Here is a 13,097-nt window from a genome sequence, read left to right as displayed (position 1 = left end):
ATGATTGCATAATCTTTAAAATTTTCAGATGTAATATTTTTTTATTAAATTCCAAGATAAACTGTCTATATCATAATTGAAAAAATTTGGTATTCCTTTAAATAATTCTGCAAACACTCTTAGCTTATTTGATGATATCTCGTTTGATGTTTTTTCAAACACAGCATCTCTTATTTGATTACTTTCTATAAGTATATCAATAAGAACTTTAGGGTCTAGATATTTTGATGAAAGCCAGTTAAAGTTATTTTTAAATTCACTGGAGTAATGTTTATAAAAATGACTTAAAGATTTGAATGGAGTGAAACTATTACATTCTTTTTCTAACTCTGGGTGTATTCTTTCTGCTTCTTTGTCATAAAAGTCTGCTGTATTTTGAGATAAGAAAAAACAATTTTTTAAATTGTTTTTATTTACATATTTAGAGTAGGTAGACCATATTACTGCATCTTTAAATTCACCTCTCTTTTCAGTAAATGGCTTTGTTTTTTTTATAGCTTTTTCAAGTATCTCATAAAAATCGTTTTTATCAGCTTTCAATAAAGTTATGTTTTCTGATTCAACCAATTGTTGAATGAAATTTTCAAGATTATTTAATTCTATCTCCAAAATAGGTATTTCTATTTTAGAATAGGAAAAAAGCAATTTTTCAATTTCTGAGTTTATTTTTTCAAGTTTAGTTATCTTTTCCTTTAAATTTTTACTGAAGTTCTCTTTCAATTCTTCTAAAACTACATCACAAATAAAAATTTGTATTTTTTTTTGGGTAGCAAGTTTAATAATTTCAGAAGCGAAATTTTTTTTCCAAAAAGGGTCTGGATATAAAATATTAGTATCTATAAAAAGATTCATTATCTATGTGTTAATTTTGAATTAATCATTATTCTTTAATAAAAAAATAAACGTGTAGTTAATTCTTTTTTAGTCAATTAATAAACTTACTCCACCTCTTTATAAAAAGTCAATTCGTATTCTGGTAACAAATTAGGGTGTGTAATTTTTATCAAATCTTTTAACACCAAATCTGGGCGTACAGGAGAGAGTTCAAAGTAAATTAAACCACCTGTTTCTCCTTTGTTGTGCCCGATAGAAAATATCTTGTTATTGGTAAAGGCATCAAACTCTTTGTAATGAATATTTGCGGTAGTTAACTGTTCTTTGGTAGCGTACAAGCCACAGTTAAACCAAAAAGCGGCATGTTGTCCTTTTTCCAATACGCTTTCAAAACTTAGTGGCAAACTACCCGTTCCTTTCGTGTCTTTCCATAAGTAATGTAAGTTCGCATCGTTATAAAACGTCGCAATAAAGCTTTCACCCGCAGGAACATTCCATACATCTTTAAACATGCTTCCAGATAAAATGGTAGGCTGTTTATCGCTGTTTTTAGCAATTTTTTTTGCTTTTAGATATTCCGCTTCTATGTTGTTGAAAATACTGTCTGCTTCCTTTTCTTTGCCGTATAAAGCCCCAAAAAACTTAATCCATTCCGCTCTTCCTAAAGGCGTTTCTTCCAGCCAATCGCCATTAAAAATGACAGGAATTCCTGTTTTTTTGATGTTTTGGTATAGTTTCGTATTTGGATGAAGCGCAAAACCAACCACCAATTCTGGTTCAATATCAATCAACTTTTCGGTATTCATGTCTTGTTCCAAACCTAATTCAACAATGTTACCTTCGTCAATTCTATTCCTTGTCTTTTTTGAAGAAACATATTTGGTATGCGGAAAACCAACAATAGTGTTTTCAGCATTCAAAAGTTCCAACATCGGAACATGTGTAGTACTGGTAACCACTATTTTTTCGATAGGAACTTTAATTTCATTTTTAGAAAGGTTGGTTTTATTAGTAAGGGGGTAAGAAAAATATTCGTGCGAGCTTTGAAAAGCTTTTTTGATGACTAATTTTTTTGCTCCGTTTTCTAAGATAATATCAAATCCTTTGGCGTATTTTACAGCGCTTTTAGCAGGTGTTTTTTCAGTAGTTTTTTTAGTTTCTTGTTGACACTGTGTGAACAGAAGTAATAAAGAAAAAATAAGTAAATAGCGTTTCATAGTAAGATGTTTTTATAGATGGAAGATTAGTGTATCTCCGTAATTTAGTTTTAATTCAAATGATTTTTCCAACGGAATTTCATTCATATATGCCCAAAGACTTCTCATAACTCCCGCATGGGTAATAAGCACTACTTTTTGATGGTTTTTGGTTGTTAATTCGGTTAAAAAACTGGTAGTTCTATGGTGTAAATCGATATAGGATTCTCCGTTTTTAGCAGGAGTTTTTACAAAATTATTCATCCAAATATCGAGCTCTTTTTTATCAATATCGTTCCATTTTTGGAGTTCCCAATCACCAAAATCAAGTTCTTTCAATCGATCGTCAAAAATTACGTTAGCTGAAAGTTTTTCAGCCAAAAGCTTACAGCGTTGTAAGGGACTGCTGTAATACGTTACATCAGCATCGTTCACAGGAACTTTTTTTAGAATACTACTCACTTCTTCTTCAAAAGTAGTAGCAACCCCTATATCTGCCTGACCATAGCATATATCTTTGGCAATATCAGGTGTGGTATGTCGTACTAAAATAACTTCCATAAGGCGAGTAGGCTTAGATAAAAAACAATTTCAGCTACTTGTTGCAAAGCACCCGCACAATCTCCTGTTTGACCACCAATCCATTTTTTAAAAAAGTGCCCCATGTACAAATAGGTGAGTAATAAGGGAAGTAATACTAAAAATACCATTGGTTTTTGAAAGAAAAATAAGGGAACTATTCCGAAAATAGCTGATATGAGTAGCGATTTACTACTCATTTGTTGGGTGGTTGGCTTTATTTTAGAACTGTCAATATCTCTTACATAGTCATGTGTGTACAATAAAACCGTTGCGATAAATCGGCTAATACTGTGTCCTGAAATAATAACTAAAATTAGATTGACGGATAGGCTTTGTAAATGATATAAAGCTAAAAACTTTATCGCTAGGATAAAGACCAAACCACTCACTCCGAAAGTTCCGAGTCTGGAATCTTTCATAATGGTTAAAATCTTTTCTTTGGTCCATCCGCCACCAAAACCATCGCAAACATCGGCAAATCCATCTTCGTGAAAAGCTCCTGTAATCCAAACGGAACTAATCATACTGATTACAATCGCAATATCCGTAGGAAAAATATAAGAAGAGGCAAAATAGGCTAGTGCTGCAATGCTTCCAACTACAATTCCTACTAAAGAAAAATAACGACTGCTTTTGTTGAGTATTTCAGGCGAGTGATTTACCCATTTAGGACACGGAATTCGTGTGAAAAATAATACAGCAGTTAAAAAATAATGGATTTGTCTTTTTATCATAACTAGGCTTCGCTAATATTGGCACTTTTAAAAGTCGCCATTTCGTTTAAAAAGTTTACACTCGATTGAATAATAGGAAATGCAACAGCACAACCTGTACCTTCCCCTAAGCGTAAGCCTAAATTTAAAAGCGGTTCAGCATTTAAGAAGGCTAACATTTTTTGATGTCCTTGCTCCCCTGAATTATGACAAAAAATACAATAGTCCAGAATATCAGATTCCATTGCATGAGCTGCTAATAGGGCAGCAGTCACAATAAAACCATCAATTAGTAAGGTCATTTTTAAAGAAGCAGCTTCTAACATGGCTCCACACATCATTACAATTTCAAATCCGCCAAAAGCAGTTAAGGCTTCTATAGGTGTTGAAATAGAATCGGCGTGTAACTTATAAACCTCACATAATGTGTCGACTTTTGTTTGTAGTCCTTTGTCATCCACTCCAGTACCTCTACCCACACAGTTTTCAATAGGTGTATTGGTAAAATAACTCATTAACAAAGCCGCAGATGATGTGTTGCTAATCCCCATTTCACCAAAACCAATAACATTGCAACCTTCGCTATACACCTTTCTTACCAATTGTCTTCCTTTTTCTAAAGCTTCTTGGCATTGTTCTAGCGTCATGGCTTTGGTAGTGCTATAATCTTGTGTCCCTTTTGCTATTTTGGCATTGGTAAGTTGTGGATGCTCTTCAAAATCAGCATTTACACCAGCATCTATAATGTTTAAATGAATGTTATTCTGTTTACAAAACACATTAATAGCAGCACCTCCTTGCAAAAAGTTAAACACCATTTGTTGCGTAACCTCTTGTGGGTACGGACTCACTTTTCCTGTGGTAGCAATTCCATGATCTCCTGCAAAAACCATAATAGTAGGTTTTGAGAGTACAGGTGTAGTGGTATTTTGAATTAAACCAATTTGCATGGCGATTTTTTCTAAACTCCCTAAAGCACCAATTGGCTTGGTTTTGAAGTTGATTTCTTCTTGAAGTTCGTTCTGTAAATCTTTTGATAGGGGAGTTATTGTTGTTGTCATGTGTTATTTTAAAGTTAAAGGAAGTCCAGATACCATAAAAGTGGCTTTATCAGCTAACTTTGCTATGTGTTGGTTCGTCCAACCTTGTAGTTGTGTAAATTTTCTACTAGATTCGGAATTGGCATGTAATCCCATACCAATTTCATTAGAAATGATGATAATATTGGCGTCAATTTCTACCAGTTTATTGATTTCTTCTTTGGCGATTTCTAATGCTTTTTCAATATCATATTTTGTGTCCACAAAGAAATTTGTTAGCCACAGCGTTACACAATCGATAACCACCGTTTGTTTTTCAGCAATCACGTTGCTTAACCATTTTTCCTCTTCAACAGTGGTCCAGCGTTCATCTCTATCAGCAACATGTCTGTCAACTCGTTGCTGAAAATTGTCATCCCAAATACGAGAAGTGGCTAGGTAAATAGGGGTGTCAGATAAAGATTCGGCTAACTTTTGAGCATAGCTACTTTTACCTGAGCGTTCACCTCCTGAGATATAATATATCATGAAATCGCATTTTTTGTTGACACAAAGATTGGAAAGATTTTTAATAAAAAACAAATTAAAATAGAGAACTGTTTATTTTTGCTGAACTAAAACCACGAATTATGACAGTATCTTCTTTTATGCCAGCAGTAACTCAGATGATTTATGACATGGGCTTACAGAACTATTTAAACGGAATTACTTTTGAGTGTCCAGAAGTAGCTTTACAAGAAAAAGAAGTAGCTGTTCGATATAAGTTGGAAGGAAAAGTGTTAACGAGTAAAGAAATAACGGCTATTTTTTCTAAAACCAAGGCAGAAGGAAAGACGTTGTATTATGTTGATGAACCTGTTTTGGAACGTATCGCACCCGACATTGTTTTTACACAAGATGTATGTGATGTTTGCCAGATAGATACAGAATCTGTGGCAAAATCGGCGTATAAACTACCAAAGGTTCCAGAATTAATTTCGATTACTCCTAATTCGTTAGAAGATGTTTTTGAGAATGCATTAACCATTGCAAAAGCTATGAAGCAGGAAGCAATAGGAGAAGCGTATGTAAGTGGATTGAAAAAACGTATTTATGATATTGTAGATGTGCAACGTGAACATAGAATCCAGTCTAAAAGTGTAATGTTGTTAGAATGGATTGATCCGTTGTTCAACTGCGGACACTGGATTCCTCATCAAATAGGGTATGCAGGTGGAATCGATTTGTTATCGCATCCATCAGGAGATAGCATTGTAATTTCTTGGGATAAAATCGTAAAATACAATCCAGAGGTATTGATTATCGCTCCTTGTGGATACGGAATTGATAGAACTCTTGAGGATATGAAATTTTTAGAAGAAAGAGAGGAATGGACGTCTTTAAGAGCGGTAAAAAACAAACAAGTGTATATTGCCGACTTTGCCATGTTTACACAATCTTCTGCAGGAACTTTAGTAGAAGGAATTGAATGTTTGGCAAAAATGATTCATCCAGCGTATTATACCCTTCCAGAAAACTTACAAACAAAATTCGCAAATTATCATGATTTGATGGTTGCTAATTTATAAGAATACTATACATTTGCCGTGATTTTTGGTTTTTCTTTAATCACCTATTAAAGAGAATTAAAAGGGAATTCGGTGCAAAACCGAAGCTGTTCCCGCAACTGTAAGCTACTAAGCTTGTAACAATTACTCAAACCACTGTTTTTAAAATGGGAAGGTATGTTGCAAGACGCAAGCCAGGAGACCTGCCAAGATTCAACATGTAATTCGAACTTTCGGGATAAAAGTTTGGGTGTGGTTTTTCTACGCTTATATTTTTCCTGATTTTAAACTTTAATGATTAAGTAGTAATGAAAAAAAAAGTACTTTACTTAAGTGTTTTAACATCATTTTTTGCGTTTAATATCAATGCGCAAGAACAAGACAAAACAATACAACTAGATGAAGTTGTAATTTCAGATTCTAAATTCAAATTAAAAAAGGAAAATTCTGGAAAAGTTATTCATAAAATAACAGCAGAAACTATTGAAAGAAACAGTGGTAAAAATGTTGTTGATTTAATTAATAGTATTTCAGGAATTGAAATAAACGGAAACACAAGTTCACCAGGACAAACTTTAGGAGTTTTTGTTAGAGGAGGAAGTACCAAAGAAGTAGTCGTATTAATTGATGGAATTCAGGTGTCTAATCCATCAAGTAGCTCTGGAAGTTTTGATTTAAGATTATTAGACTTAAATGATGTTGAATCTATAGAGGTTATTAAAGGAGCAGCCAGTACTTTATATGGAACAGGAGCAGCAACAGCTGTAATAAATATTAAGTTAAAAGAAGCAAAATCAAATAAAACCAATGTAGCGTTATCGTTGTTTGGTGGAACAAATAATGACCAAAACACGAAGAGTGGCACAAGCATTCAAAGTTCAGCAAATGTGAATGGGAAAATCAATGATTTTAACTATTTAGTAAGCTTTTCTTCTCTAGATACAAAAGGAACATCTGCAGCAAGAGCAGAAGGGGGAGAGACTTTCAAAGCAGATCCTTTCCAACGTATTTCTACAAATGTGAAGTTAGGTTATAAGTTTAATGATAAGTTTTCTATCAATACTCTAGGGAGTTATAGTGAATTTACCAATAGTTATGATGGAGGTTCTTTCGCAGATGCTGATAACGTTTCGTTAGATAAAAGCTATAGAGTAAGCTTATCTCCTAAATATGAGTACGGAAAAGGAAGTGTACAAATAAACATGGCCTATAGTAAGTATGATTCTAATAGAGTTAACACTCAATATCCAGGAATAAGCAAAGGTGAAAACTACATAGCTGATGCATTTCTTAAGCATGAATTTGATAAAATATATTTTTTAGCTGGGGTTAATTTTCAACATAATACAATTGAAACCTATTCAATTCCTTATGGAGAAACGGAGTTAACGAAGACAGAGTATTCAGAGGAACCAACAACAAAATTGATAGATCCATATGTGAACGCTGTTTATGTATCAGATTTTGGATTGAACGTAAATGCAGGAGTTAGATTGAATAACCATAATAAATATGGTAACCATTTTGTATATAACGTGAATCCATCTTATAGAATAAAACAAGAAAATGGATATGTTAAGTTCTTAGCATCATACAGTACAGCTTTTATAGCTCCTTCTGTTCAAGATTTATATGCTTCTTGGGGGAATGTTGATTTAGAACCACAAGAGAGTGTAACTTATGAAGGAGGAGTAGAGTATAAGCTAAACTCATTAGTACTTAATGCTGTTTATTTTAATAGAGATATAGAAAACATAATTGCATACAATCCTACAACGTATACAATGGACAATATTGGTGATGCTGTTGTAAATGGGGTTGAGTTTAATGTAAATTATAAATTATTAGAAAGTTTAGGTTTGAATACTAATTATACCTACACAAATAATGAAGAAACAGCCATTAGAATTCCAAAACATAAAATTAACGCAGGAGTAAATTATGAAATTAAAGCTACTAATTTGTCGTTAAATTATCAATATGTTAGTGATAGAGATGATACAGATTTTAGAGGATTCCCTTATGAGAATGTTTCATTAGAGTCATATTCGTTGTTAGATTTTTCAGCTAATCATAAGTTGAACGATAATGTAAAGTTATTTTTAGGAGTAACTAACATTTTAAATGAAGATTATCAAGAAACTTTAGGATATACAACTCTTGGAAGAAATTATAAGTTGGGAGTTCGTTTATCCTTTTAATTTATAGAGCGTCCCCCAAAATAAACAGGGAAATATTGCTATGAATAAGCTCACCAATTTGGTGAGCTTATTTTTTATAAAAACTTTTCTTGTATTTCTTTAGAAGGAACCATGCACGCTTCTTTTTTACCAAACCATTTGTAACGATTTTTAGCAATATAATCGTATACAATATTTCTAAGCCCCTCTGGAAATACCCAAAAAACTTGTGTTAATTTCCAGATTCCACCAAAACCATTCATAATTTTTAACGCAGCCGTAGATTTAATATCATAAGCTACATTTGGCTCATATAGTATAATAGAATCAACCTTTGAAGTATCTATTCCTAAATATTGTGTAATTTCTTTTCCTATATCAGACTGAAGAGAAGTAAAAACAAACTGATTTTTCACGTCATATTTTATAACTTTTAGCACACTATTGTTGCAAAAATTACACACACCATCAAACAAAATCACTTTTTTATCACTAGGTAAATTGTTCATATTTAATTTTTTGTAAAAAATTAAGCGCTAACTTGTAACATTAATCAAAATTAAGCGTCTTGTAAGAAAGTAAATAACGATTTAACAATAATTTATCAGTAGATTAGAAAGATCAGTATTTATTTTTATTTAAAAATTAACTAACACTATGATTCGAATAGAAAATCTTCACAAATCTTACCCTATAGGAAAAGACTCACTTCATGTTTTAAAAGGGTTGGATTTACATATAAAAGAAGGGGAATTTGTGTCTATTATGGGATCTTCAGGGTCTGGAAAATCTACCTTATTAAATATTGTAGGATTATTAGATACACACGATGAAGGAAACTATTACTTAAATGGACAGTTAATAGAAAACTTAAATGAAAAGAAAGCTGCGGTATTGCGTAACAAGTTTTTAGGATTCGTTTTCCAGTCATTTAACTTAATTTCTTACAAAACCGCTTTAGAGAATGTTGCATTACCGTTATACTACAAAGGAGTTTCTAGGAAAGAACGATTAGAAATAGCTTTAGAGTACCTTGAAAAAGTAGGATTAAAAGAATGGGCTAATCACTTGCCAAACGAGCTTTCTGGAGGTCAAAAGCAACGAGTAGCAATTGCAAGAGCTTTAGCCACCAAACCAAAAGTAGTGTTAGCAGATGAACCAACAGGAGCATTAGATTCAACTACAACCGATTCGGTAATGGATTTACTAAAAGAAATTAACGATGAAGGGATGACTGTTTTTGTAATTACACACGAAGAAGAAGTAGCTGCTCAAACCAATAGAGTTGTTCGTTTAAAAGATGGAGTTATCATTAGTGATGAGTTAACAGAAGCGGCAACAAATAAAGCAAAAGCAATTTAATTATGTTTGATTTAGATCGCTGGAGAGAAATATTTCAAAGTATTGGTAAAAATAAGCTGCGTTCAGTTTTATCAGGATTCACCGTAGCCTTTGCAATTTTACTATTTACCTTATTATTCGGAATTGTGTCAGGATTGCAAAATCAGTTTAAAACAGCTTTTGTAGACGATGCAACCAATGCTATGTTTGTAAGAGTATGGAAAACATCCAAACCTTATAAAGGATTACAAACAGGAAGAAGAATTCAACTTAAAAATAAAGATTTTGACTACGTAAAAGATACCTACGATAACAAAATTCAACATTTAACAGCAAGAATATATAAGAGCGTAAATATTGCCTATAAAAACAATCAAAATAACTACCAGTTAAGAGCAGTTCATCCAGATCATCAGTTTTTAGAAAAAACAATTATTGATGAAGGAAGGTATATTAACGATTTAGACTTAAAAAATAAATCTAAAGTAATTGTAATTGGTAGGCTTGTAAAGCAAGATTTATTTGGAGAAAAGCCAGCGTTAGGAAAAAGAGTAAATGTTGATGGGATTTCGTATAAAGTAGTCGGAATATTTTCTGATAAAGGAGGAGATAATGAAGAACGATTGACCTATATGCCTGTTACAACAGCGCAGAAATTATATGGAAACAACGATTACATCAGTCAAATTAATATAGGATATGACCCTAAACTAAACCTTGATCAAGCGATTACATTTGGGAATCGACTAGAAAGAGATTTACGTAATAAGCTAGATATTCATCCTGATGATCAAAGTGCGTTATCTGTAAGAAATATGGCAGAAGCAAATAAAGGAATCAACCAATTTATGTTTGCATTGTACTTTATTGTCATTTTTGTAGGTTCAGGTACCTTAATTGCAGGAATTATTGGTATTAGTAATATTATGATTTTTGTGATTAAAGAGCGTACCAAAGAGTTCGGAATCCGTAAAGCATTAGGAGCAAAACCATCTTCAATTATTGGTATGGTAATTCAAGAGTCTATTTTAATAACCACTATCGCGGGGTATTTAGGACTGAGTTTAGGAACCTATATTTTAAGTGCTATTGGAGATAGTTTAGAAAAATACTTTATCAAAGATCCAAGTGTAAGTCCGGGAATTGTAATAGGAGCTACCATTATTTTAATCTTATCAGGATTAATTGCAGGGTATTTACCAGCAAAAAAGGCAGCACAAATTAAACCAATTGTAGCACTAAGAGCAGACTAATTATGAAGTTTTTATTTGATTCAGACACTTGGCAAGAAATTTACGGAAGTATTCGTAAAAACAAATTAAGAACGGGTATCACCATTGTAGGTGTGCTATGGGGAATTTTCATATTAGTTGTCTTGTTAGGGGCTGCGCGTGGTATGGAAAACAATTTTAAAAGAATTTTTGGAGACTTTGCAACCAATAGTGTTTTTATGTGGACGCAGAGAACTGACATGCCTTTTAAAGGGTTTCAAAAAGGAAGAAGATTTAATTTAACCTTTAAAGACATTGAGGTACTTGAAAAAGAATACGCCAATGAAATAAAGCTATTAGCACCTAGAAATCAAACTAACGGTACTGTTGTTAAAGATTTTAAATCAGGTGATTTTCAGGTAAGTGGTGATTATCCAGTGCTAGATCGTGTACAAAAGAAAGATTTAATCTACGGAAGATTTCTCAATCAAAACGACATAAAGAACAATTCAAAAGTTTGTGTTATTTCTGAAGATATGTACAAACAACTGTTCGATAAAAAGGAAATACCTATTGGACAGTATGTGAAGATTAGCAACGTAAACTATAAGGTTGTAGGAGTATATAAGGTTTCTAATACAATCAACATTGATGGAGACACAGCGTATATTCCATTTACTACCTTTCAAAAAGTATACAACACATCCAATAAAGTAGATTGGATGATGATTACAGCCAATGAAGGAGTAGATATTAAGCAGATGGAAAAAGACATTCTGTTAACCTTAAAAAACTTACACAAAGTACATCCAGACGATAAAAGAGCTTTCGGTAGTGTAAACTTAGGAGACCAAATAGATAAGTTAATGGGCTTTTTAACAGGAATGCAGTTTCTAACTTGGTTTGTAGGAATTGCAACCTTAATAGCAGGGGTTTTTGCCATCGGTAATATCTTATTAATAACCGTAAAAGAGCGTACGAAAGAAATTGGAATCAGAAGAGCTTTAGGAGCAACTCCCAAAAGTATAAGAAGACAAATAGTATTAGAATCTGTATTCTTAACCACCGTAGCAGGCATGTTAGGAATTATTTTTGGAGGATTTGTTTTATTCTTACTAGACCGTTTAGTAGGAAGTGGAGACGATCCAACACTCGTAAATCCAACCGTAAATATACCCATAGTAATGTTGGCTTTTTTAATCTTAGTAGTTTTAGGAACCTTAATAGGATTAATACCAGCATATATGGCAACAGTAGTAAAACCAATCGAAGCATTAAGAGAAGAATAAAAAAAGAAACAATCAATTAATCATGAGCAAAAGAGCAAAAATTATCTTAGGAATAGTAGCACTATTATTTGTAGTCATCCTAATTTGGTTAGGGAAGAAAAATCAAAAAAGTGTGGTAACCTATGAAACAGAAAAACCATTTAAAACCACAATCGTAAAAAAAGCGGTAGCTACCGGAAAAGTGGTTCCCTTAGAAGAAGTTGAAATCAAACCTCAAATTGCAGGAATTATAGACAAAATTGTTGTTGAAGAGGGAGCTATTGTAAAAGCAGGAGATTTATTAGCAACGGTAAGAGTTGTGCCAAACGAACAATCATTACAAAGTGCTAGAGGAAGAATAAACTCAGTGCAAATTCAATTAAACAATGCAAAAACTCAATACGATAGAAACAAGAAACTTTTTGATAATGGAGTCATTTCTAGTCAAGAATTTGAAGCCTCTCAATTGTCGTATAACCAAGCAAAAAACGATTTAACCAATGCTCAAAATGATTACCAAATCATTAAAAAAGGATCTGTAGGTTCTGCTGGAGCTAATACAAATATTAGAGCTACCACCTCTGGTATGGTAGTAGAAATTCCTGTTAAAAAAGGATATCAAGTAATTCAATCTAACAATTTTAATGCAGGGACTACCATTGCTACCATTGCAGATATGGAGAAAATGATTTTTGAAGGGCAAGTTGATGAATCAGAAGTAGGTAAATTGGTAAAAGGCTCAAACATTCAAGTTTCATTAGGGGCGATTGAAAGTAAGAAGTTTCCAGCAGTTTTGAACTTTATAGCTCCAAAAGGAACCGAAGAAAACGGAGCGGTCCAATTTAAAATTAAAGCAGATGTAACACTTGATGAAAATTATTTTGTAAGAGCCGGTTATAGTGCCAATGCAGATATCGTTTTAGAGAAAAAGGACAGTGTTTTATCGATCAAAGAATCGTTATTGCGTTTTGATAAAAAAACAGAAGAACCATATGTAGAGATTAAAAAAGGAGAAGATGAGTTTGAAAAACGCGAGTTAAAACTAGGAGTTTCTGATGGTGTAAATATTGAAGTACTAGAAGGGGTAACCGCTAATGACGAAATTAAAATATGGAACAAAGCATCGAAAGATGACGAAAAGAAAAATTAATACTATTTAGATAAAGTATTGATTAATAGTTGGAA

At 32.7% G+C, this 13,097-nt stretch carries 13 protein-coding genes and 1 riboswitch; of the genes, 6 read left to right on the top strand and 7 right to left on the bottom strand.

Annotated features, from left to right (window positions below):
- Positions 1-24 precede the first annotated feature (24 nt).
- The 6 genes from ACN0WY_RS12745 to ACN0WY_RS12720 all read right to left on the bottom strand — a co-directional run bounded on the left by ACN0WY_RS12745 (position 25) and on the right by ACN0WY_RS12720 (position 4,893).
- Positions 25-852: a PIN domain-containing protein gene (locus tag ACN0WY_RS12745; protein WP_417800591.1), complete on the bottom strand. Its 828-nt coding sequence runs from the start codon at positions 850-852 to the stop codon at positions 25-27.
- 86 nt (positions 853-938) lie between these two features.
- A complete protein-coding gene (locus ACN0WY_RS12740) occupies positions 939-2,051 on the bottom strand; it encodes an ABC transporter substrate-binding protein (protein ID WP_417800590.1) in 1,113 nt (370 codons plus the stop codon).
- Between the two features lie 12 nt (positions 2,052-2,063).
- Positions 2,064-2,591: an alpha-ribazole phosphatase gene (cobC, locus tag ACN0WY_RS12735; protein ID WP_417800589.1), complete on the bottom strand. Its 528-nt coding sequence runs from the start codon at positions 2,589-2,591 to the stop codon at positions 2,064-2,066.
- Positions 2,576-3,346: an adenosylcobinamide-GDP ribazoletransferase gene (locus ACN0WY_RS12730; RefSeq protein WP_417800588.1), complete on the bottom strand. Its 771-nt coding sequence runs from the start codon at positions 3,344-3,346 to the stop codon at positions 2,576-2,578. Before ACN0WY_RS12730 ends, cobC begins: the two co-directional genes overlap by 16 nt.
- Before the next feature lie 2 nt (positions 3,347-3,348).
- A complete protein-coding gene (cobT, locus tag ACN0WY_RS12725; RefSeq protein WP_417800587.1) occupies positions 3,349-4,386 on the bottom strand; it encodes a nicotinate-nucleotide--dimethylbenzimidazole phosphoribosyltransferase in 1,038 nt (345 codons plus the stop codon).
- A 3-nt stretch (positions 4,387-4,389) separates the two neighbouring features.
- A complete protein-coding gene (locus tag ACN0WY_RS12720; RefSeq protein ID WP_417800586.1) occupies positions 4,390-4,893 on the bottom strand; it encodes a bifunctional adenosylcobinamide kinase/adenosylcobinamide-phosphate guanylyltransferase in 504 nt (167 codons plus the stop codon).
- A gap of 101 nt (positions 4,894-4,994) precedes the next feature.
- On the opposite strand from ACN0WY_RS12720, the gene ACN0WY_RS12715 reads away from it, so the two are divergent.
- Both ACN0WY_RS12715 and ACN0WY_RS12710 read left to right on the top strand, forming a co-directional pair.
- A complete protein-coding gene (locus ACN0WY_RS12715) occupies positions 4,995-5,933 on the top strand; it encodes an ABC transporter substrate-binding protein (protein WP_417800585.1) in 939 nt (312 codons plus the stop codon).
- Positions 5,934-5,942: 9 nt separating this feature from the next.
- Positions 5,943-6,138: riboswitch (cobalamin riboswitch) on the top strand.
- An 82-nt stretch (positions 6,139-6,220) separates the two neighbouring features.
- On the top strand, positions 6,221-8,113 hold the full coding sequence (locus ACN0WY_RS12710; protein ID WP_417800584.1) for a TonB-dependent receptor plug domain-containing protein: 1,893 nt from the start codon (positions 6,221-6,223) through the stop codon (positions 8,111-8,113).
- 74 nt (positions 8,114-8,187) lie between these two features.
- On the opposite strand, the gene ACN0WY_RS12705 is transcribed toward ACN0WY_RS12710, so the two are convergent.
- A complete protein-coding gene (locus ACN0WY_RS12705) occupies positions 8,188-8,601 on the bottom strand; it encodes a thiol-disulfide oxidoreductase DCC family protein (RefSeq protein WP_417800583.1) in 414 nt (137 codons plus the stop codon).
- A gap of 148 nt (positions 8,602-8,749) precedes the next feature.
- On the opposite strand from ACN0WY_RS12705, the gene ACN0WY_RS12700 reads away from it, so the two are divergent.
- The 4 genes from ACN0WY_RS12700 to ACN0WY_RS12685 are packed head-to-tail and all read left to right on the top strand — an operon-like array spanning position 8,750 to position 13,062.
- Complete coding sequence (locus ACN0WY_RS12700; RefSeq protein WP_330486644.1) at positions 8,750-9,454, top strand: ABC transporter ATP-binding protein; 705 nt, start codon at positions 8,750-8,752, stop codon at positions 9,452-9,454.
- A gap of 2 nt (positions 9,455-9,456) precedes the next feature.
- Positions 9,457-10,686 carry an ABC transporter permease gene (locus ACN0WY_RS12695; protein ID WP_417800582.1) on the top strand — a complete coding sequence of 410 codons (1,230 nt, stop codon included), beginning with the start codon at positions 9,457-9,459 and terminating at the stop codon, positions 10,684-10,686.
- Positions 10,687-10,688: 2 nt separating this feature from the next.
- The gene (locus ACN0WY_RS12690; RefSeq protein ID WP_330486646.1) at positions 10,689-11,933 is read left to right on the top strand and encodes an ABC transporter permease; all 1,245 of its coding nucleotides are present in this window, start codon (positions 10,689-10,691) and stop codon (positions 11,931-11,933) included.
- A 22-nt stretch (positions 11,934-11,955) separates the two neighbouring features.
- On the top strand, positions 11,956-13,062 hold the full coding sequence (locus ACN0WY_RS12685; protein WP_330486647.1) for an efflux RND transporter periplasmic adaptor subunit: 1,107 nt from the start codon (positions 11,956-11,958) through the stop codon (positions 13,060-13,062).
- Positions 13,063-13,097: the final 35 nt, after the last annotated feature.

The organism is Tenacibaculum sp. (genome assembly GCF_048269885.1).
GTDB lineage: Bacteria > Bacteroidota > Bacteroidia > Flavobacteriales > Flavobacteriaceae > Polaribacter.
Note: the sequence above shows the minus strand (reverse complement) of the source record. Positions and strands in the feature narration are given on the sequence as shown.

Excerpts from the sequence above, each read along its gene's own strand:
- ACN0WY_RS12745 (WP_417800591.1), bottom strand. The coding sequence starts at position 852 with ATGAATCTTTTTATAGATACTAATATTTTATATCCAGACCCTTTTTGG.
- ACN0WY_RS12740 (WP_417800590.1), bottom strand. The coding sequence starts at position 2,051 with ATGAAACGCTATTTACTTATTTTTTCTTTATTACTTCTGTTCACACAG.
- cobC (WP_417800589.1), bottom strand. The coding sequence starts at position 2,591 with ATGGAAGTTATTTTAGTACGACATACCACACCTGATATTGCCAAAGAT.
- ACN0WY_RS12730 (WP_417800588.1), bottom strand. The coding sequence starts at position 3,346 with ATGATAAAAAGACAAATCCATTATTTTTTAACTGCTGTATTATTTTTC.
- cobT (WP_417800587.1), bottom strand. The coding sequence starts at position 4,386 with ATGACAACAACAATAACTCCCCTATCAAAAGATTTACAGAACGAACTT.
- ACN0WY_RS12720 (WP_417800586.1), bottom strand. The coding sequence starts at position 4,893 with ATGATATATTATATCTCAGGAGGTGAACGCTCAGGTAAAAGTAGCTAT.
- ACN0WY_RS12715 (WP_417800585.1), top strand. The coding sequence starts at position 4,995 with ATGACAGTATCTTCTTTTATGCCAGCAGTAACTCAGATGATTTATGAC.
- ACN0WY_RS12710 (WP_417800584.1), top strand. The coding sequence starts at position 6,221 with ATGAAAAAAAAAGTACTTTACTTAAGTGTTTTAACATCATTTTTTGCG.
- ACN0WY_RS12705 (WP_417800583.1), bottom strand. The coding sequence starts at position 8,601 with ATGAACAATTTACCTAGTGATAAAAAAGTGATTTTGTTTGATGGTGTG.
- ACN0WY_RS12700 (WP_330486644.1), top strand. The coding sequence starts at position 8,750 with ATGATTCGAATAGAAAATCTTCACAAATCTTACCCTATAGGAAAAGAC.
- ACN0WY_RS12695 (WP_417800582.1), top strand. The coding sequence starts at position 9,457 with ATGTTTGATTTAGATCGCTGGAGAGAAATATTTCAAAGTATTGGTAAA.
- ACN0WY_RS12690 (WP_330486646.1), top strand. The coding sequence starts at position 10,689 with ATGAAGTTTTTATTTGATTCAGACACTTGGCAAGAAATTTACGGAAGT.
- ACN0WY_RS12685 (WP_330486647.1), top strand. The coding sequence starts at position 11,956 with ATGAGCAAAAGAGCAAAAATTATCTTAGGAATAGTAGCACTATTATTT.